The 20,450-nt window shown below is 57.4% G+C and carries 15 protein-coding genes, 1 tRNA gene and 1 pseudogene; 5 read left to right on the forward strand and 12 right to left on the reverse strand.

What is annotated here, in order from left to right; all coding sequences use genetic code 11:
- The first annotated feature begins 68 nt into the window (after positions 1-68).
- The 3 genes and pseudogenes from H5P30_RS18075 to H5P30_RS18085 all read left to right on the forward strand — a co-directional run bounded on the left by H5P30_RS18075 (position 69) and on the right by H5P30_RS18085 (position 2,082).
- A pseudogene (locus H5P30_RS18075) lies at positions 69-1,247 on the forward strand (IS4 family transposase).
- Entirely contained in the window at positions 1,247-1,624 is a 378-nt protein-coding gene (locus H5P30_RS18080) for a hypothetical protein (RefSeq protein ID WP_185694321.1), read from the forward strand. The pseudogene H5P30_RS18075 and the gene H5P30_RS18080 overlap by 1 nt, the downstream one beginning before the upstream one ends.
- A 128-nt stretch (positions 1,625-1,752) precedes the next feature.
- The gene (locus tag H5P30_RS18085) at positions 1,753-2,082 is read left to right on the forward strand and encodes a hypothetical protein (RefSeq protein ID WP_185694322.1); all 330 of its coding nucleotides are present in this window, start codon (positions 1,753-1,755) and stop codon (positions 2,080-2,082) included.
- Positions 2,083-2,283: 201 nt separating this feature from the next.
- Here the strand turns inward: H5P30_RS18085 and H5P30_RS18090 are convergent.
- Positions 2,284-2,359 (reverse strand) — tRNA-Gly (locus H5P30_RS18090).
- A 203-nt stretch (positions 2,360-2,562) separates the two neighbouring features.
- On the opposite strand from H5P30_RS18090, the gene H5P30_RS18095 reads away from it, so the two are divergent.
- Positions 2,563-3,165 (forward strand): nitroreductase family protein, encoded by a 603-nt coding sequence (locus H5P30_RS18095; protein ID WP_185694323.1) that lies wholly within the window; start codon positions 2,563-2,565, stop codon positions 3,163-3,165.
- Between the two features lie 18 nt (positions 3,166-3,183).
- Here H5P30_RS18095 and H5P30_RS18100 read toward each other — a convergent pair whose 3' ends face one another.
- The 8 genes from H5P30_RS18100 to H5P30_RS18135 all read right to left on the reverse strand — a co-directional run bounded on the left by H5P30_RS18100 (position 3,184) and on the right by H5P30_RS18135 (position 11,766).
- On the reverse strand, positions 3,184-3,417 hold the full coding sequence (locus tag H5P30_RS18100) for a hypothetical protein (protein ID WP_185694324.1): 234 nt from the start codon (positions 3,415-3,417) through the stop codon (positions 3,184-3,186).
- A gap of 67 nt (positions 3,418-3,484) precedes the next feature.
- The gene (locus H5P30_RS18105; RefSeq protein ID WP_185694325.1) at positions 3,485-3,811 is read right to left on the reverse strand and encodes a hypothetical protein; all 327 of its coding nucleotides are present in this window, start codon (positions 3,809-3,811) and stop codon (positions 3,485-3,487) included.
- 10 nt (positions 3,812-3,821) lie between these two features.
- Positions 3,822-4,949, reverse strand: a complete 1,128-nt coding sequence (locus H5P30_RS18110; protein ID WP_185694326.1) for a hypothetical protein — start codon at positions 4,947-4,949, stop codon at positions 3,822-3,824.
- Between the two features lie 18 nt (positions 4,950-4,967).
- Entirely contained in the window at positions 4,968-5,777 is an 810-nt protein-coding gene (locus tag H5P30_RS18115) for a DUF2167 domain-containing protein (RefSeq protein WP_185694327.1), read from the reverse strand.
- A 118-nt stretch (positions 5,778-5,895) separates the two neighbouring features.
- Entirely contained in the window at positions 5,896-6,834 is a 939-nt protein-coding gene (locus tag H5P30_RS18120; RefSeq protein ID WP_185694328.1) for a ParB/RepB/Spo0J family partition protein, read from the reverse strand.
- A 44-nt stretch (positions 6,835-6,878) separates the two neighbouring features.
- Positions 6,879-7,496: a LysM peptidoglycan-binding domain-containing protein gene (locus H5P30_RS18125; RefSeq protein ID WP_185694329.1), complete on the reverse strand. Its 618-nt coding sequence runs from the start codon at positions 7,494-7,496 to the stop codon at positions 6,879-6,881.
- Positions 7,497-8,372: 876 nt separating this feature from the next.
- Positions 8,373-10,889 carry a glycogen/starch/alpha-glucan phosphorylase gene (locus tag H5P30_RS18130; protein ID WP_185694330.1) on the reverse strand — a complete coding sequence of 839 codons (2,517 nt, stop codon included), beginning with the start codon at positions 10,887-10,889 and terminating at the stop codon, positions 8,373-8,375.
- A 361-nt stretch (positions 10,890-11,250) separates the two neighbouring features.
- Positions 11,251-11,766: a hypothetical protein gene (locus tag H5P30_RS18135; protein WP_185694331.1), complete on the reverse strand. Its 516-nt coding sequence runs from the start codon at positions 11,764-11,766 to the stop codon at positions 11,251-11,253.
- Between H5P30_RS18135 and H5P30_RS18140 the strand changes: the two genes are divergently transcribed.
- On the forward strand, positions 11,758-12,120 hold the full coding sequence (locus H5P30_RS18140; protein ID WP_185694332.1) for a hypothetical protein: 363 nt from the start codon (positions 11,758-11,760) through the stop codon (positions 12,118-12,120). The two genes, H5P30_RS18135 and H5P30_RS18140, sit on opposite strands and share 9 nt — an antisense overlap.
- Before the next feature lie 435 nt (positions 12,121-12,555).
- On the opposite strand, the gene H5P30_RS18145 is transcribed toward H5P30_RS18140, so the two are convergent.
- From H5P30_RS18145 to H5P30_RS18155, 3 genes are all read right to left on the reverse strand, one after another.
- Positions 12,556-14,748: an ammonia-forming cytochrome c nitrite reductase subunit c552 gene (locus H5P30_RS18145; protein WP_185694333.1), complete on the reverse strand. Its 2,193-nt coding sequence runs from the start codon at positions 14,746-14,748 to the stop codon at positions 12,556-12,558.
- A 453-nt stretch (positions 14,749-15,201) separates the two neighbouring features.
- Positions 15,202-17,850: a BatD family protein gene (locus H5P30_RS18150; protein ID WP_185694334.1), complete on the reverse strand. Its 2,649-nt coding sequence runs from the start codon at positions 17,848-17,850 to the stop codon at positions 15,202-15,204.
- Positions 17,850-20,447 (reverse strand): VWA domain-containing protein, encoded by a 2,598-nt coding sequence (locus tag H5P30_RS18155; protein ID WP_185694335.1) that lies wholly within the window; start codon positions 20,445-20,447, stop codon positions 17,850-17,852. The genes H5P30_RS18150 and H5P30_RS18155 overlap by 1 nt, the downstream gene beginning before the upstream one ends.
- Positions 20,448-20,450: the final 3 nt, after the last annotated feature.

The raw sequence follows: 20,450 nt of genomic DNA on the forward strand, positions 1-20,450 counted from the left end.
ACAGGATAAAGGTTGTCACGCATTTGAATCGGCTGGCGACCTTCCGTCGCATTCGTTCTCAATAACGGATGAACGCTGGCAGGCTCGTTTTTACTCAGATTACCGATGGCTTGGACCGGAAGGAGTTCGACCGATGCATCAAGCTTTACCCGATGCCCAAGAGCAGTCGCGGATTTACCGCACGCGACCAATTCCTTGCCATGGTCTTTGCCCAGTTGACTTACCGGGAGGGGTTGCGCGAGATCGAGGCTTGTTTGCGCGGGAATCAAAACGCTTACGCGATGGGGTTTCGCGGCAACATTACCCGCACCAATTTGGCATATGCCAACCAATGGAGGGACTGGCGCGTCTACGAAGCCATGGCTCATATCCTCATTCGAAGGACGCGGAGACTTTAGGCAGGCGAGACGAACCCGATGGGTCTCGATGGCATGGTCGTCGCGGTCGATTCGAGCACCATCGATCTTTGCCTGACTCTCTTCCCTTGGGCGGACTTTCGTTCCACGAAAGCGGCGGTAAAGATCCACACGCAGTTCGAACTTCAAGGCTCTATCCCGCTGTTCATCGACGTTACGAAGGGACGGGAACACGATGTGTCTTTCCTCGACCGAATGCCAGTCTCTCCCGGAACGATCTATGTAATGGATCGTGGATACCTCGACTTCGGTCGACTCTTCGGCCTCAGCCAGGCCGGAGCGTTCTTCGTTATCCGTGCCAAACGCAACCTCGACTGCTATGTCCGGGAGTCCCGCAGAGTTGCCAAAATCACAGGTCTGCGCAGCGATCAAACAATCGGTCTGAGCGGAGCCCTGTCCAAGGAACGATATCCCATTGCTTTGCGTCGAGTTCGTTTCTTCGACGAGGAGACTGGCAAGGACTTGGTATTCCTTTCCAACAATTTTTCCATCCCAGCATTGACCGTCGCCTTGGTCTACAAGAGCCGCTGGCAGATCGAACTTTTCTTCAAATGGATCAAACAGAACCTGCGGATCAAGTCCTTCTTCGGAACCTCGGACAATGCCGTCAGAACCCAAATTTGGATCGCCATCTGCACCTATCTTCTCGTCGCCAGTCTCAAAAAGACTCTCTGCCTCGACCACAGTTTGACCCGGATTCTGCAAGTTCTGAGTGTTAACGCTTTTCAGAAAGTTCATATCAATCAGCTATTTACAGAATCCTTCACAAATTTTGACGAAACTCAATTATCTAACCAACTCAACTTCAACGACTTCCTGACTGGACAGTAGTGAGTGAAAGTAATGAATTTCCAACCAGGCAGCCCATACAACTCGATTCAGTCGCTCCGCGTCTGACTTCCGCGTCTGGCTTTCACGATATGAAAGAAGAAACTGAAGCTGCGATAGCACTGTTGGGGATTGGCGTTCCTGTCGCGTGCTGCTTCCATTTTTTTATTATCAAAAAGAAAGTAGCGAATCTTCTGTCGGTTTCAATCTCGGTTGTTTTGTTTCAAGTACTCGCTTATTTCGATCTTCGGTATTTGGACCCGTTTTTCATTATAGCGATGGCATTTAGCGCCCTTATTTTTTTCGGAATTTCGTTTGTCGTCGGAGAACTGATTGAAAGGAAAAGAAATAGAAAAGGCGGAGCACAGAATGAACAGTAAAATTACATCGAAAGCTCTTGGGGGATTCCGAAGCCTGTTGGCAAATTGTCATATCCAGCCGGAGGTCTAAACTCCGTTCGCTCGTCCCTCGCTCACTCCTTGAGACTCCTCTACGTTAGATAGAAAGAATGAATACAATCGTAATAATTATCATGTCGGCCGTCATCCTTGTGGGCCTCGCTGTGATCGGCAATATGTTTGGTCTTAGCCTAATCGGAATCTCATACCATGTTCTGCTGCCCGGGTCGATTGCTGGCATTCACATTGTTTCATCGATTGCACTTTTCAAAGAATCAAAGAGAAGAAAAGAGAATGGGAAGGCTCTCTTTGCCAATCTAGACCCGTTTTTCTGGGGACTCGTCGGTTTGATTTTTGGAATCATTGGTATCTTGACCTTTAGGTTCACTAACGACCCTCTCAATGAAAGACCTAACCAGTCGGTGCGGGACAACGCCTGACTTCTACGTTCGTTCAGGAAGAGAAAACCGAAAGGGGGAATCCGATCCCAGCGCCTTGCACTGCTTCGATTCTGCGCTGCACCATAACGGTCAGAACTTACTAAACTCGGTATAAATGAGGGGATTACGTCTTCAAGGCCTTGCTGTTCTAGCATGGTATGCAAAAAAAAAACCGCTTCCCGGAGGAAGCGGCTTAAAAAGTGGAGCGAGCGAAGAGGTTCGAACTCTCGACATCCACCTTGGCAAGGTGGTGCTCTACCAACTGAGCTACGCTCGCGTCTAAAGACAATGGATAAAGGTGATTTTGGCGGGGTGCGTCAACCCCAAATCGATAAGAAATTTCAGGAAAAAGGGATCCGTTCCGAAAGCGGAGAAAAATCGTAGGGTCGCAGTCGAAGCGCGTCTGCCACGGAGAGTTTCGCTGGGGAATCAAAGGGAGTGCATTTGCAATTCTTCAAAATCCCTCCTCATTCTGGCTTCATGGAAACTTTGGAAGCAATTCGTCAACGGCGCGCCGTGAAGCATTACGATAACGAGCATCAGCTCACTCCTGAAGAGGAGAAGCAGCTCTTTGAATCGACGATGCTGGCGCCCACCGCCTTCAACATTCAGAACTGGCGTTTTGTGGCCGTTCGGGATCCGGAATTGCGCAAGCAGATCCGCGCAGTGGCATGGGATCAGGCTCAGGTGACGGATTCCTCCCTCCTCGTGATTCTCTGCGCCGACAAGAAGGCGTGGGAAAAGAATCCAGAACGATATTGGAAGGATGCGCCCCAGGAAGTGCAGGACATCATTGTTCCGGCGATTGACGGGTATTATCGGGATCGACCTCAAGTGCAGCAGGACGAGTGCATGCGCTCCTGTGGAATGGCTGGAATGGCTCTCATGCTCACCGCGAAGGACATGGGGTATGATTCATGCCCGATGGATGGCTTTGACTTCGAGGCGGTCGGGAAACTCCTGAACCTACCCGAAGATCATGTCATCAGCTTCATGGTTGCGATCGGGAAGGGAACTGAGCCCGCAAAGCCCAAGTCAGGACAATTGAGCTACGACGAGGTCGTGATCTCAGATCGGTTTTAGGACCGATTAATACCGAATTTAGGAAGTTTTGACCGTTATGGTGCGGGGCAGAATCGAAGCAGCGCAAGGCGCAGGGATCGGATTCGTATCGAGATACGCTCCGATCCCTGAAACGCCGCGAACTTCGATTCTGGGCGCATCCCCCTGGGACGGGCGGGAAATGAGCCTGAGCAGCGTTAGCCCAAATGGCACGGGTCGCAGACCCGCCTCCAATTGGGCCGCCTCGCTCAGACTCATTTCCCATCCCGCCATAACTATCAAAACTTCCTAAATTCGGTATAAAAAGGCCGGAGAAGTGGCTTCCGATAGGTTGTCGCTCTCAATCCTCTACGGGAAGAGAGTGGCGGATTCTCGCAGTCCGGTAGGCGGCGTCAATCTCGCGCCGTAGGGTGTATGCATCCTCACGCAGGTCTGGCTCGAGGGTCTCGATGATTGCTGGAGAGTATTGATGGGAGAGTTCCCGGTAGCGGTTCTCAATCTCGGACCACTGCGCGTCTGAGGGAACTTGGAGGACCTTGAACCACGGCTGACTGGGAGTGTAGGGGAGATCCTTCTCTGCGCGTTTTTCGGCTTTGCCGGAAGGGATCAATTTGTAGACCAGAACGAATCCACCGATCGCGGCGATGATGAGGATGACAAGATTCATGGCAGTTGCATCATTGGGTGGAAATGACCGCGACACCGGGGCATTCGCTGCAGGTTTCCCGCGGCTGGTTGAATTCGGAGTGGCAGCGTGGACAGTAGCAAGTGGTTGCCGAATCGAGGGCTTCCAGTGCCTTGGACAGTTCGGTGGGACGGAGACCCAAACGCGTGAGATATTCGGCGGAGACCTCTTTGAGAATCTCTCGAGACTCCGCCACGATCGGGTCTGGCTCGTCGATGAGAGGGTACTCGAGGTCGAGCCAGATCGTGCGGGCGATCTGGAGAAATTCCTCCTCCGGAAGAGTTGCGTGAGAGAGGGCGAGGGGATCGATATCGGCAAAAGCGTAGAGGGAGAAGTCCTTGGAGGCGCCCATGGCTACCGGGAAGCAGAAAACTTGCTTGAGGACGCCTTGGAAACGCTTCCCTTTTTCCTCGGGGTAGAGGCTTCGGTGGGTCCGGAAATAAAATCCGGTGAGAATCCAGCCCCCGAAGATACTGCTCAAGAGGAAGCTGAGCAGGACTTGGGGACTCGGATAAAGATAGTAGGCCAAAGGAAAAAGCAGGAGAGAGTAGACGGCCAGAACGGAGCTGAGCACTCGGTGAAGATTCGTCTTCACTCTCAGCCGTTCGATGCGTTCCTCGATCACAGAGGTGTCGGGGAAGCGGTCTTGGTAGTATTGACGAATCTTCTCGGATCGGGTTTCGGCAGACTGATCGCGTAGTTCATCGATCCATTGGTGTAGGGCTTTGGCTTCCGTCTCGGTGTCGCATCGGGCGAATGACTTTCCCCGGATTCGGAGGGTGCTTCCCTCACTGTCTGTGGGGGCCGCATTCTCATAGCGGATTGACTGTCCTCCCGTGGACCCGAGGGGGCGGGTTGCCCAGTTCTGAACCAGCCGGGAACTGATTCCCCGGGGGGCCAAGGCCAGAGGAGACTGAGAGGCCACCGAGACGAGATGGTACAGAGGGAGGGGCAGAAGAGGGGAGAGACGCCAGCGGGCATTTCCGATTCCGGATCCTGGCCGGTTCGGGGGACGGCGGGAGGTCAGTGATACCAGAAGGGACCGGTTGGAGGTGAGCACCCAGTTCTCCGCGGCGTAGATCGCCCAGAGGATGAGAAAGAGGGTAAGGTCGTCCCTCATAGAATCAGAGGCCGTTCACTATCGTTTAAAGATCTTTTTGATGAAGGCGCCGATGGCAAGGAAGGGGATGATCAGAATCTTCCAGAATTTCGCGAGGAGGCCGGTCTTGGCTGCGATCGCGGCCCCGCCTCCGACCACGAGACCCGTCAGTCCGTATTGGGCAATCTTGTCCCCGCTCTTCCATTCGGCGTATCGCTCTCCCTTCACGAAAGAGAAACCGGCGAGGGATTGCTCGTAGGAGGTTTTGACTCCGGAGAAGGCATCGACCCCCGTGACCAAGGTGACGGCCATGACCCCTTTGCGACCGAGTAGACGGGTGTTGTAGTTGATCGAGTCCTCCCCGTCGTTTGCACTGACCCGCGTGGCCCATTCCAAGTTGTTGGTCTGCGGATTGTAGTTCGGGCGAACCGCCCATCCGACCACATGCAATTCCGGCCAGCCGCGGGCAACGCGCATCTTATTGGCTTCTTGGTTGGCAGCTCGAATGGATTTGAGAATGGCGTCGGCGTCCAGATCGTCCTTCTGGTCATCTTTGACGTACCCGATCGAATCGAACTCGAAGACTACGTACCAGGAATCTTCACCGCCTTCGAAGACAGAGGCAGGAGCGAGGAACCCCAGTTCGGTGTTGGAGACCGGATTCTGCATGGCCTCCATGAGTCGTTTTGTTCCGTCGGCCCCGGTGAAGACATATCCCTCCGGGACGTTGATTTCGGCGATGTCACCGATTGATGCGGTGGCAGGTCCCTCGATCCATTCGATCTCCTGCGAGAACGCAGAGAGGGCGGATAGGCAAAGGATTGCGACGGAAAGAAGGGGCTTCTTCATGGCAGGAGTTTTGATCCTCGCGGGAGTCGGAACAAGAAGTTTTGCGTCCCCGGGAAACCTCAAATAGCCGTATTGGGGGATAACCCCATGCGATCAGAGGCGCCTAGCCTCGAGAATCTCAGCGCATCCCCAATTGCTGCAAAATGCGGTCGAGATCGTCGTTGCCGGTAAACTGAATGACGATGCGGCCCTTCTTGCCGGTCTGCTTCACCTGAACGGGAGCCCGAAGGTGTTTTTCCAGATCCTTGCGAAGAGAATCGAGAGCCGAATTTTCGGCACCGGGATCGGCCGCCTTCTTGGTCGACTGATTCGATCCGCGGGCGTTCAGGCGCTTCACCTGATTCTCGGTTTCGCGAACGCTCATTCCTTCCTCAATGATCCGACGGGCGAGGAGTCCGCGAAGGGTGGGATCTTCGATCCCGAGCAGAACTTTGGCATGACCCGTGGTCAGAAGACCGCGGCCGAGAAAGCCCTGGATCTCGGAATTCAGGTGGAGAAGGCGGAGGGAATTGGCGATCGTGGCCCGGCCCTTGCCGACTCGTTCGGCGGTCTCTTCCTGGGTCAGATCGAAATCCTTCATGAGGCTGGCGTAGCCGAGAGCCTCTTCCACAGGGTTCAACTGCTCGCGCTGGAGGTTCTCGATGAGGGCCAGACTCGCGGACGAGGCATCCCCAATCTCCATGATCCGAGCCGGGATCTGCTTGAGATTCAAAAGTTCGAAGGCGCGCAGACGGCGTTCCCCGGCGATCAGCTCAAATTCTTTCCCGGCGGGACGGACGACGATGGGCTGGAGGAGACCTTCGGCGCGAATGCTGTTGGCGAGGTCTTGAAGCTTCTCGGTGGGAATGTCCTTACGCGGTTGGTAGGGGCTACGTTTCACCAGCGAGACCTGGATCTCCTGATAGCCGCGGGCCGGGGGGAGAGGGCGCTTCGGGGGGGCTGAGGTCGCAGCCGGAGTCGCTTTCTTTTTCGGCGCGGAGCCGCTGGAAGAAGTTTCTTTGCCGCCGGAGAGAATGCCATTCAGGCCCCGGCCAAGTCTGGGCTTGGGTTTCGCCATAATTGTTAAGTCAAGAGGTTCGGAGGAGGAATGCAATGCCTCGCTCAATCCTTCTGGGGTACGAAAATGGTCTCGCCGGCGTGGAGGTCGCGGTTGGCGTCGACGATCTTGTTGGCGCTGCGGATCCAGCTGACCCGGCTGTTGTGCTTGGCGGCGATGCCACTGAGGGTGTCGCCGGATTCGACGAGGTACATAATTCCGTCTTTCGGATAGTCTTCGGTGAAGGCAGGAGGGGGAACGCTGGACGAGGTGCTTCCGCCCCCGGAGATGGCGATCTTTTTCAGCGAGACTTCTACCTGCGAAGCGAGCGAATCCATCTGTTTCTTGACTGAGGAGATGATGTCCTTGCGGGTCTCGGCATCCTCGCGGAGGAGCTCCGCCTTCACGGCGGCGATCCGCGCGTCGACCTGGCGGAGTACGTCGGCTTGGGAGCTCTGGGCGGCCGCAGAGCGTTTAATTGCAGCCTTCAGCTGGGCGTTTTCCCGCTGCAGGCTTTCCACCTCAATCCGGAGACTGCCGAGCAAACCGCGCAGCGCGTTAACGTCCTGCGTGAGATTCGCGACTTGCTTGCGAAGGTCGCTGGTGCTCTGCGCAGAGACGGAAAATGGAGCAAGGAGAAGAAGGAGGAGGCAAATGCGTCTGGCGAACATGTGTATGCTCATAAACTTGGCCTCGCCTGCTTGGCAAGGCAAGCGTGGAGGAATTCTGTGGATAAATTTGGAAGAAATCTCTCAATGCCACCAATCCGGTAGCGCGGGTTGGCCCAACCCGCACCCAAGCTTGTGCTCAATCGATCGCCTCTGAACCACCGGATGAGCCATGAGGCCATGGCTCGCTACCTTGTGTGTGTCAGTTTCTGAGCGGGAACTCGATTCATCCGGTTGGATCGGTTCGGTGGGAGACCGGTTCTAGGGTAGCGCGGGTTGGCCCAACCCGCACCCAGGTTTGTGTCCAATCGATCGCCCCTGAACCACCGAATGAGCCATGAGGCCATGGCTCGCTACCTTGTGTGTGTCAGTTTCTGAGCGGGAACTCGATTCGTCCGGTTGGATCGGTTCGGTGGGAGACCGGTTCTAGGGTAGCGCGGGTTGGCCCAACCCGCACCCAGGTTTGTGTCCAATCGATCGCCCCTGAACTAAAGGGGAAATTCGGTTCGTCCGGTTGGATCGGTTCGGTGGGAGACCGGTTTCTCGGTAGCGCGGGTTGGCCCAACCCGCACCCAAGCTCGTGCCCAACCGATCGCCCCTGAACCACCGAATGAGCCATGAGGCCATGGCTCGCTACCTTGGCTCGGTAATTCCTAAAGGGGAAATTCGGTTCGTCCGGTTGGATCGGTTCGGTGGGAGACCGGTTTCTCGGTAGCGCGGGTTGGCCCAACCCGCACCCAAGCTCGTGCTCAATCGATCACCCCTGAACCATCGGATGAGCCATGAGGCCATGGCTCGCTACCTTGGAATGGTCAGTCGCTCACGTTCGCCCCAAAAAAAGGCGGATCGACTTTCGCCGATCCGCCTGAAATGGAAAAAATCCTCGCGGGCTTATTTCACCGGCACGGAGGGCAGGTCCCAGATCTCGTCCGCGTATTCGCGGATGGTGCGGTCTGAGGAGAACTTGCCGACGCGGGCGGTGTTGAGAATGGCCATCTTGGCCCAGCGTTCGCGGTCGCGGAAGGCGGCGTCGACCTTTTCCTGAGCCTCGATGTAGGCGGCGTAGTCGGCGCAGACGAGGAACGGATCGCCGTTCTTGAGAATGCTATCGACCAGCGGCTGGAAGGCACCGGATTCCCCGGGAGTGAAGGCGTCGGACTGGAGCCAGTCGAGGACGGCTTTCAGCTCGGCGTTCGAGTTGTAGTAGTCCCAAGGGTTGTAGCCGGAAGCGCGGAGGGATTCGACGTCTTCGACTTCGAGACCGAAGATGAAGATGTTGTCGTCGCCGACTTCCTCACCGATTTCCACGTTGGCTCCGTCGAGAGTTCCGATGGTCAAAGCGCCGTTGAGGGCGAATTTCATGTTGCCGGTTCCGGAAGCTTCCTTCCCCGCAGTCGAAATCTGCTCGGAGAGGTCGGCAGCCGGGATGATCTTCTCGGCGAGCGTCACTCCGTAGTTCGGCAGGAAGGCGACCTTGATGCGGTCCTTCACGCGTGGGTCATTGTTGATCTTCTCGCCCACTTTGTTGATGGCGCGGATGATGTTCTTCGCCAGGTAATAACCGGGAGCGGCTTTTGCGGCGAAGACGAAGACGCGCGGTACCATATCGTAGTCCGGGTTGTGGAGGATCCGGTGATAGAGGGTCAGGATGTGCAGCAGGTTGAGATGCTGGCGCTTGTACTCGTGCAGTCGCTTGACCTGTGTGTCGAACAGGGCGGACGGGTTCACCGTGATGCCCATGTTCTTTTCGATAAAGGCGGCGAGTTGCTCCTTCTTGGTGTGCTTGACGGCCAGGTATTCCTTTTGGAAGTCCGGGTCTTCGGCAAATGCTTCGAGCCCTTTGAGTTCGTCGAGGTGCTTCGGCCAGTCTTCTCCGACCTTGCCGGTGACCAGCTTGGCGAGCTCCGGGTTGCAGGCGAGGAGCCAGCGACGGGGGGTGATCCCGTTCGTCTTGTTCTGGAACTTGCCCGGATAAAGGTTGTCGAAGCTGTTGAAGAGATAGTCGCGCAAGAGCTGCGTGTGCAGAGCGGCGACACCGTTGACGGCATGACTGGCGACCACGGAGAGATAGGCCATGCGGATCATCTTCGGTTCACCCTCTTCGATGATCGAAAGTTCGCTCTTCTTGCCGCTGTCACCGGGCCACATGGCTTCCACTTCTTCTTCGAGGAATCGGCGATTGATTTCGTAGATGATCTGGAGGTGGCGGGGGAGGACCCGTTCAAAGAGCGGCACGCTCCACTTCTCCAATGCTTCCGGAAGAAGGGTGTGGTTGGTGTAGGCGAAGGTCTTGCGGGTGATGCCCCACGCTTCGTCCCACGGCATTCCCTGCTCGTCGACGAGGATCCGCATCAGCTCGGCGGTGGCGACAGCCGGGTGGGTGTCGTTCAGCTGAATCGCGACCTTGCTCGGGAACTCGCTCCAGTCGCTTTCCTTCTTGAGGAAGCGACGCATAATGTCCTGAAGGGAGCAGCAGACGAAGAAGTATTGCTGAACGAGACGCAGCTCTTTGCCGCTTTCCGTGGCATCGTTCGGGTAGAGAACCTTGGAGACGGTTTCGCCGACGGCCTTGTCGTGAACGGCTTCGACATAGCCCCCTTCGTTGAAGACCTGGAAGTCGAACTCTTCTGAGGCCTTGGATTCCCAGAGGCGGAGAAAGTTGACCGTCTTGGTGCCATATCCGCATATCGGGATGTCGAAGGGGACCCCGTTAATGCTGCGGGTGTCGACCCAAACCGGTTTGAAATCGCCCTTTTCGTCCACTCGGTTTTCGACGCGGCCGTAGAGATTGACGGTCTGCATGTACTCGGGACGCATGATTTCCCAAGGGTTGCCGAACTTCTCCCAGTTGTCGGGACGCTCGACTTGGTAACCATTCTCGAATTCCTGCTTAAAGAGTCCGAATTCGTAGTGGATGCCGTAGCCGATGGCCGGTAGGTCCAGAGTCGCGAGGGAATCGAGGAAGCAGGCGGCGAGACGACCGAGACCTCCGTTGCCGAGACCCATGTCATTTTCTTCGGCAGCGAGCTCATCGATGTCGAGCCCGAGCTCTCCCAACGCTTCGGAGACTTGGTCGAAGACGCCGGCGTTGAAAATGTTGTTACGGAAGAGGCGTCCCATGAGGTACTCGAGGCTGAGATAATAGACCCGGCGGACGTTCTCCTCATTGTGTACGCCCATCGTGTCGATGTAGCGGCTGAGGATGCGGTCTTGAACGGCTTTCGAGGTGGCAATCCACCAGTCCCGCTTCGTGGCGGTGTTGGTATCCCGCGCGAGAGTCTTCTCAAGATGGGAAAGAATGGATTCCTTGATTTCAGCCGTGGAAATGGGCGCCTTGCCGGGTGTCGTGGCAGTCTTGGGAGCCGGTTTTTGGGAGGCTGTCTTACGGGTGGTTTTCTTAGTTGGCATGAGTGGCAGGTGTTCTGTGAATAGAAATGAAAATTGGTCTGACCTATCCGTTAGCGAGAATCGTTCCCAAGCGCAAACAAATCAAAATTATCCTCTGTGACGATCTCTGAACACAGGGGGACGATCGGGGAGAAGATTTTGAACGGAGGGACCTCCGCGGCTGGGGGTTCTGAAGTCCATTCCTCATCGCAAATCCTTGCGAAAAGACCGTCTGCTCTCCCAAATTTCACGAGAAGAGACGTGGCGGTGCGAGGAGAACGCTTTCTATCCCCGGAGCGGAATCGCTTTAGCAATTCCTCCAAAAGGAGGATAGGAAAAGCTCGAAAAAGAAAGCGCAGATTCCACGAGCGGGACCTTTTTCTCAGTGGGGCATGGCTTCAGCCTTGCCCGCGTGGGCCCCACAACTCTCATCGGCGGTTCCTCGGCCGAAATCCAGCAACTCGGATCCTTTCTCGTCTGTCTCGGTGGGCGCTAAAGCGACCCACCCACAGTGGGGCATGGCTTCAGCCTTGCCCGCGTAGGCCCCACAACTCTCATCGGCGGTTTCTCGGCCGAAATCCAGCAACTCGGATCCTTTCTCGTCTGTCTCGGTGGGCGCTAAAGCGACCCACCCACAGTGGGGCATGGCTTCAGCCTTGCCCGCGTAGGCCTCACAACTCTCATCGGCGGTTCTTCGGGCGAAATCCAGCAACTCGGGTCCTTTTTCGTCTGTCTCGGTGGGCGCTAAAGCAACCCGCCCACAGTGGGGCATGGCTTCAGCCTTGCCCGCGTAGGCCCCACAACTCTGATCGGCGGTTCTTCGGGCGATATCCAGCAACTCGGATCCTTTCCCGTCTGTCTCGGTGGGCGCTAAAGCAACCCACCCACAGTGGGGCATGGCTTTAGCCTTGCCCGCGTAGGCCTCACAACTCTCATCGGCGGTTTCTCGGCCGAAATCCAGCAACTCGGGTCCTTTTTCGTCTGTCTCGGTGGGCGCTCAAGCGACCCACCCACAGTGGGGCATGGCTTCAGCCTTGCCCGCGTAGGCCTCACAACTCTCATCGGCGGTTTCTCGGGCGAAATCCAGCAACTCGGATCCTTTCTCGTCTGTCTCGGTGGGCGCTCAAGCGACCCAACCACAGTGGGGCATGGCTTCAGCCTTGCCCGCGTAGGCCTCACAACTCTCATCGGCGGTTCCTCGGGCGAAATCCAGCAACTCGGATCCTTTCTCGTCTGTCTCGGTGGGCGCTAAAGCGACCCACCCACAGTGGGGCATGGCTTCAGCCTGAATAGCGCTAGTTTAAGAGGTGTATGGAATGGGAACCACCCCCGACATCGTCGGGGGCCCCCCTCCTACTCGTAGGAGGCGAGTCAGAAAATTACAGAAAGACTCCTCCCCTGTGGCAGGGGAGGGGGACCGTCGCCAGACGGTGGAGGGGTTCCTCTTCAAAAGTTGCCAATATCAAAATTTCCCCGCTAAAACCCTTAAACTAGTGCCATTCCGGCTTCAGCCTCGCCCGCGCACAACGCCGATGAATTCCCCAGATCGGAGTCAATCCAGACCCCAGTCTGAAACCGTACGATCATCACCCTCGTCCTCCCTCTAAGCGGAGCAGCCCCCAGGCATTTCCTCCCTCTGGAGTAGAAACCCAGTTCGCGGAGTCTGCCGAAGCCTCGGGCGCTGCTTCTACTGCTGCTGCTGCTGCAGGGCTTGACCGATAGCCTGATAGGCGCGGATCCAATTCTCGGTGCCGCGGAGGCTTGTGGCGCGATTTAGAGATTGGTAGGCGGCGGCTGGATTGCCGGCCCGCAGTTGGGCGAGGGCGAGGTTGTACCAGGCCCGATCGAATCCGGGATCGAGGCGGGTGGAGATTTTCAGCAATTGTAGGGCCTCCTTGGCGCGGCCCTGCTCGGCACGAATGAGGGCGAGGGAATACGGATAGATGGCCTCATTGGGGGCGAGGGAGTATGCCTCTTCCAGTCGGCGTGCGGCGGCATCGGAGTTGCCGAGGCGGCTGTATAAAATGGCGGCCTCACGCAGCAGTTCTGGATTGGGGGATTCGAGATAGATCGCGCGTTGCAGCCATTTCTCTGCTGCTTCGGCGTCCTCAGCCTGAATGGCCCGGTCCGCGAGGATGAAAGCCATTTGGGGACGGTCGGAATTGAAGAGAAGGTATTCTTCCCACTCCTCTTCGGTCGCGGGGCGAGTAATCGGTTCGCGTCGATTGTTCAGGGTCCGGGCCGCGGCGAGTCGGACGTTGCGATTTGGGTCAGCGAGGAGGTCGTCGAATTCGGGAGCGAGGGTCTCGGCACGTCCGACAGCGAGGGCGGCTTGGGAACGAACGAGCGAACTGGGATCATCAAAGCTCTGGTTGAGAAATTCCTGTACGTCGGGGTTCCCCGCGTAGGGAGTGAGGAGGCCGGTGTAGGTGGCACGCCAAGCGGGAATGGGTTCGGCTTTCGCCAATTCCATCAGTCTCGGGGCGATGCTGGGGTCGCCCTCCCACGCGGCTTGGATCGCTTGAGCCCGGTCCCGTTGGCGGGTGAGAACCTTCTTTTCCGGATACCACTCGGCTACCTTTTCCTCCGCCCACTCGATGCTCTCGTCCGTGTGGCAAGTGCTGCAGGCGTTCGGGATGCCTTGTGTGCGGGTGAGGAAGGGATCGGGTGAATGAAAACCGTGATCGACCCGTGGATCCCGCTGCATGTAGGTGGTCTTCGGCATGTGGCATTCCACACAACGATTTCCGAGGCTGCCCTCGGCGTGATGGCTGTGCTCGACGGGGCGGATTACCGGAGCCCCATCGACCCCACCTTCGTGGCACCACATGCAGGTTGAGTTGTTGGCTACAGGGCGGGTCAGCTCCATGGAGTGTGGGTCGTGGCAATCCATGCAAGTGACCCCGGCGTGACCCATTCGGCTCATCTCAAAGGAACCGAAGACGAAGACTTCATCCTGAATCTGGCCATCCGCGTAGTAAAGGTCGGGATAGACGGGTAAGGTCAGTCCAAAGTGATCGTGAAAACTGTCACCGGGGCGAAACTCATTCGCGGTCAAATCGTCTCGGCGGGAGTGGCAGGAGGCGCAGGAGGCTTCCACTTGGAACGCATTCAGGCGTCGGGGGAGGATGCCGCCATCCGCTTCGGTTGCGGATTCGACATGCTCGGCCAAGCCAGCATGGCACTGGACGCAGGAGATGCTCTGCCGGGTCCATTCGGACTGGTAGTGCCCGGAGACTGGGTCGAGGTTCTTGTCGAACTCCGTGTTGTGGCAGTAGGCACAGTTGGCGTTCCAGTTCATGCCCTGCCCGGTCCAGTGTCCCCATTCGCCGGGACGCCGGTTTTGGCCCTCGTAGACATCAAACCACTCCTGCTTTGCGGGATCGTAGGCGGCAGTGGTGGTCTGCCACTTGCCGCCGGGAAAGGGCACTAAATATTGGCGAAGCGGTTTGTAGGCGAGAACCCCATCGAGGGGATAGGTGGTTTCACCTTCTCCCTCGTCGACGATCATCCAAGGCTTTCCGTCCCTCCATTCCATGCGGTATTGGCTGTCCCCTTCGACGAGTTTCCGGGTCGGGTCGAAAGCTGGCTGGTCGAGAGTGGGATCGATCGGGCGGTTCGCGTGGGCGTGGTGGCTTTGGCCCCAGGAGCGAAATTCGTCGGCGTGACAAGTGCGGCAGGTTTCTTCGCCGATTTGATCCAGTCGTTCGGGACGATGGGTGATCGGAAGTGGGCCGAGAGTGCGCGGGTCTGTGGAAGCTGATTTTCCGTTTTCGTGCTTCTCACCGCATCCTGCCAATAATGTGGCCAAAATCAGCCCTCCCAAGAGCGGGAGACGGTAGCGAGGTTTTCCTCGGAGGGAAGCAGGACTGGATAGCATGGAGAGGCGGTGCGTGAAGAAAAAGAAGGCGAACTCCGGGAGAGATGAAATGCAAAATGCTAAGCTATGCCCCCTCACAGAGGTGATCGACCTCTTGCGAGTAAACCGCTCCTCGCGAAACTTGTAAAGTTCGCTTCTGTCAGGGATTTGAGAAAGAGGGTAACTACCGTTGCGTGGAGTTCACCCGATGACTAGCGCCATCTTGCAGAATCACCGCAGAAAGGTTGGTGGGAGCGCGGCGCTTTCATGTCCGCAGAAGCCTTGGCGAAGACAGGAAGCCCGCGTTTTGGTAGGTTCTTGCCCTTCCGCACGCAGGCTCAAGCGCTGTGCTCCCGAAATGCAGACGAAAAAGGGGGCGCATGCCTTTCCAGAACTCTCCACGCTTGTAGTTGCATCCTTTGACCGTGAATCGAAACCTGGGAGGCAATTTCTCCCCCGGAGGAATCTAGATGGCTACTCGGGTCGAACGCGCTCGATCGAGGTCTTCAAAATCCACCCCTCGGTTCCATCCTCAAGCTGGACCCGTTGGAAATCGCCGTAGGTCTCCTTTGCGTCGACATCGCTCCCGGCAATCAATCGGGATTCGAGGGGGCTGCTCGCAGTCGGGGCGATGCGCAGGGGAGCGTCTTCCGTTAAGACCACCGCTTCGTTGGCGGTAGAAAACCAAGTTACCTGGGCGAGTCCGGCGGCAATGAGAATCAGGCCGAAGAAAAGGACGAGGGCATTGCGCCAGAGATTCGACAGCCGGGCAGGGCGCGAAAGAAGGAGAGTGCCCACAACTCCCCAGAAGCCGAGGGCGAGGAGCCATGACCAAGCGCACCAGGAAAGCCGGTGGCCGATGACGGCGAGGGGAGGATCCTCCGGTATATCGACCGAAGCCGCCTCGCGAGCCAACTTCAGATTCGCCCGGATGTCCGGATTCGTCGGATCGAGAACGAAGGCTTTCTCATAGTGGAGGATGGATTGGGGGTATTCCCGGATCCGGTACAGGGCGTTGGCCAGGTTGTAATGAGTCTGGGACGACGAGAAATTGGGTAGGAGGGAGCCGAACTGGGCCGCGGCCATGGCAAAGTTGCCGTCAGCATAGTTTTCCACGGCATCCTCGAAAACAGTTCGGGCTTGCGAAGCCTCGGTTACCGGTGGGATTTCTTCGGAGACCGTCGCGGTCTCCGGCGGCGTAGTGTTGTCTTCCTCTTGCCCCGATAGATCCGGTGCGGAGAGAGCGAGGAGGGAGAGGGTGACCAGGAGCGCGACCATCGGAGGAATTCCCCCGGCTCGGCTCTTCTTGCGGGCGTGGATCTGTGCGAGCAATTCACGGAGGCGGTTCTTCTCGGAGTTCAAGTCGGCCTGAGCAGCCTTCTGTCCTCCATACTGAACGGATTCCTCGGCGGAGAAGAAATGGTGAACCTCTTCCAAGATGGACTCGGCAGATTCCCGATTTTTGAGGATGGCGATGACATCCTTCTCGGTCAGGGACTCCGGCTCTCCACTCTGGAACGGGCCGACACTTTCCTGAATCGCCCGGCAAGCCGAGTGGACGAAGGCTTCCACGGATCCCGCAGCGGCGTGATCGTTGGCTTCTTTCAGGAAACGGCGACTCGCACGCTTGGCCCGGTTGCGGCGAGCGTAGTCGGGATCGTCTTGCAGTCGCGCGCGGTGACGGAGAAGGAGGAAGCCGACGATGAGGAGGACGAAAACGACGGCTTGAACGATCCAGAAGAACAGTCCTCTAAACGGAGAGCGGACAGAGGTGAGACCTCCGCTGGTCCATTGGGTCTGCAGCGGTAGGAGATCGGGTCCGCGACGCGCCTCGACTGGGTTGGCATCCTGGGCTTTTTGCTTGGGGGGCAGGGAGCCCGGAGGGGCGGGATTGACCGTGAGGCTGGTTGGAGGCACTTCGACGGTTTCATATTCCGCGGTTTCGGGATCGAAAAAGCTGAAGGAGAAGTTCGGGGTCGTGGTGATCCCCTCGTCGCGGGGGACGAGGGTGAAGGTGAAGGTTTTCACTCCAGCATAGGACAGCCGGTCACGCGGGGTGAAAGAAGTCTCTGGAGAGTAGTCTTTCCATTTCTCGTTGTTGGCTTGGAGAACCGGTGCCTCAAGGCGCTCGAAGTTCCCCTCGCCGCTCACTTGGATCGAAAACAGAAACGGTTCCCCGACTTGCACCTCGGTGCTGGAGATCTGGGTTTCTTCCAGTTGGAAGCTTCCGATTCCCCCAGTGAAATCGTCGGGTCGGTTGGCGGTGGGGAGGGGGAGGATTTCGACTTCCTGGTCCTTCGAGTAGGCAGTGATTCCTTCGCGCCCAAACATCTGCGAGAAGGGTGAATTTCCTCCAAAGAAAGAGCCGAAGGGGTCGTTGGGAAGCGTGGAGTTCCGCGAAACGACGGCCAGAGGCAGCTCGAAAATCAAGGGTTGAGGGCCAGTCTTGAGCGGGGTGAGGAGGACGTTCCAATCGACCACGGTGACGGGTAGCCCATTGAGGGCCGCCCGATTTTGACTCATGTCGCTGAATTCGCCGATCGAGAAGGCATCGCCGACTTTCTCCGGATGTTCGGCGCGGAGAGATGCATCGCGAATCTGCTGACTATTCAGGAAAAGGCGGATTCCAATGGGAGTGGTCTCTCCGACATAGAGGGTCTCCCGAGGCAATTTCAGTTCAAGCCAGGCGGTGCGGCTCTCCGCGTCTCCAGCTTCGGCTTGCGCGGTCGCTGCGTCGAGAACCTCTAACGTCGCCGCGGGGATCTCGGCTTTGGAGGAGCCATTCTGAATGCTGAAGGCAGGCACTTCATACTTGCCCGGCTCCGAGGAGAAGGCCCGGAAGAGGTGGCTAGTGCGGGTGCTACCTTTGCCGTTGATGAAGCGGGTCTCGTGGCTCGGTCCAATGTATTGGAACCGCAGCCCTTCGACTCTCGGAATCTTGGGAGGGGCGGAGTTGTAGAATGAGGTCGATCCACTGTCCGACGAGAAATCCACTCGATAGAGGGAGGGTTCTCCTTGCCGCACGACCGCGGGTTGGAAGGATGCGGATACCTGAATCTGGGCCATCAGCCCAGAGGCTCCGATGAGGAGAAATGTGGTCCAGAGAATGAGTGTCTTCTTCATCACCAGTTCTTGCGGTTGTTTCGGTCCGACGAACCTTCGGATCCGCTGCCCGCGAAGGGAAGCTTCCTTTCGGATCCTTTTAAGCTGTCGAGGAGGCGTGCGGCATCTTCCGACGACATCACGCCGATGACCACTTCTTCGCCGCCCTCGGTGGCTCCTTCAACGCCTTCTTCCGCTGCGGTGGCGGCGAGCTCTTCAGCAATTTCTTCGGCTTGCTCCTCGCTGAGATTCATCGGTGCTTCTTCTTCCTCGCTCCCGGCTTCTTCGGAAGACTGACTTTCCGAACCAGCTCCTTGGGTGTCTTCATCCTGACCTTCTTCATCTTGGCCTGCGGGCTCGGAGGGTGCGCTTTCCTCTTCGGCGCCTGCTTCTTCGGGAGATTCGCCTTCCTGGTCGTCTCCGGTTTGTTCCGAGTCGTCCTGCGATTGCTCTTCAGATTCGGATTCAGGCTCCGAAGAGTCATTGGACTCGGGAGAATTGTCCGATTCCTGAGGGTTCTGCTCGCCCGGCTGTTGGTCTTCCGAAGAAGACGGCTCTTGCTGCTCCTGGTCCTGTTGACCCTGATTTTGCTCGTTTTGCTGGCCGCCTTGCTGTTGCTGCTCCTGCTGGCCGGATTGCTGATCCTCGTCTGAGTTCTGCTCCTGGTTTTCCTCCTGGTCCTGCTGCGATTGATCCTGGTCCTGCTGCTGTTCCTGATTTTGCTGCTGATCTTGGTTCTGCTGTTGGTCCTGGTTCTGCTGGTCTTGATTCTGTTGGTCCTGTTGATCCTGTTGTTCTTCGAGCAGCTTTTTCAGTTCTTCGATCAATCTTTCGATTTCTTGGGACTGCTTTTCCTGATCTTTTTTCAGATTCTCCTGAGTCGCGATTTGCGAGGCCAGCCCGGCCATCTGTTGTTTTACGAATGCCAAGTTGTGTTCGGCGTCGTCGTGAGAGGGGAGTAGTTCCAGAGCGCTTTCGAAATCGTTGACCGACCGTTGCCAGAGTTTCTGCACCGAGGATTCATTCTCCAAGGCGGCGGCCAGAGTCTGGATGGATTCTCCGGTGGCAGTTTTTCGCTGTTCCAAGGCGCTGATGGCCTGCTGGAGCTGCTGTTGCTCCGGAGGTTGATATGCTGCCGTATTCAGGATTTGCTGGCCCGCTTTCATCGGCGGTTGGTTTTGTCCGGATACGGTGGTGGCGGTCTCAGTGACTTGGCCGGGCGATTCACCAGTGAAGGAAACCAAGCCTTGGCGGTAGTGAGTGTTGCCCAGGTTGTAGAAAACGTCGGCCTGAAAAGCGAAGTCCCGTGAGAGTCGCAGGGATTCGGTGAAGAATTTCGCTGCCCGCGTGTAATCCTCTTCCTCGTACAATTCTGTGCCGCGATTGAAATGGGCGACAGGGTTGAGAGGTTCCGCCGCGAGGGCCCGGGTGAAAGCAGTTTCAGGTTCGGGCTCGGGAACCTCCTCCTCTTCTTCGACGATGGCTGTTTCGACCGGTGCGTCCGGGAGTGGGGCTTCGCTTTCCTGCGCCGTCAGATGATCTTTCGGAAGACCGAGGCCGAGGAGGGTGACGAGGGTGAGGGCCGAGACTGCGCTGGTGGATTTGCCGCGGAAGAGTCGCCGACGTCGGGTTCCGATGAGCGGTTCGAGTGCGAAAAAGAAGATCGAAACGCCGAGAGGCCACTGGAAACGTTCGATCGCCGTGCGCTGGAGTTGTGAAGAGATCTCCTCCTCGGGAATGGACCCCACTCCGGCCTCGAGAACTTGCTCGAGCCCGTATCCGGTCGTACCGAGAGGGACGTAAAAACCGTTCGTGACCTGAGCGATCTCTTCAAGCGTTTCCGGCTCGAGATGGCTTTGGACGACGTCTCCGTTATCATCGCGCACGTAGCTAATGGAGCCATTGCGGTTGCGAATCGGGATCGGCGCGCCTTCGGCGGTGCCCACCCCGACCGAGTAGATGGTCAATCCGTTTGCGGAGGATTTGCGGGCTTGGGCGATGCCGCTGCCCTCAAGGTCCTCCCCATCAGTGATGAGAACGACGATCTTGAAATTGTTGTCGGCGGAGAAAGCGGACTCCGACTCCTTGATCGCCGCCGAGAGGTCGGTGCCTCCGTCGGAGATGACGTTGGTATCGACCGCGTCGAGGGATTGGAAAAAGGCGTCGTAGTCGAGGGTGAGGGGGCACTGAAGAAAGGCACTGCCGGAGAAGGCAACGAGGCCGATGCGGTCCCCCTCAAGCTGGTTCACAAAGTCCTCAATCGCGAGCTTGGCCCGGATGAGCCGGTTGGGCTTGATGTCCTGCGCGAGCATGCTGCGCGAGGTGTCGAGGGCGAAGATGATATCGATCCCCCGGCTATGGCTCTCGGTCCAGGTGTAGCCCCACTGCGGGCGGGCAAGGGCGAGAAAGAGGAAGACCACCCCGAGGAGAATGACTCCGTTCTTCAAGCGCCGGCGGAGTGGACTGTAGGACTGAAGCAGTCCCTGCAGGAGCCGATCCGAGGCGAAGCGGCGGATGCTGGCTTTGCGGCCCCGTCCGTCGATCTGGAAAAGAAAGAGGAGGAGGACGACGGCTACAGGAAGGAGGTAGAGCCAAAGTTTGTTCGCGAATTCGATCATCGT

The organism is Puniceicoccus vermicola, from assembly GCF_014230055.1.
Lineage (GTDB): Bacteria > Verrucomicrobiota > Verrucomicrobiia > Opitutales > Puniceicoccaceae > Puniceicoccus > Puniceicoccus vermicola.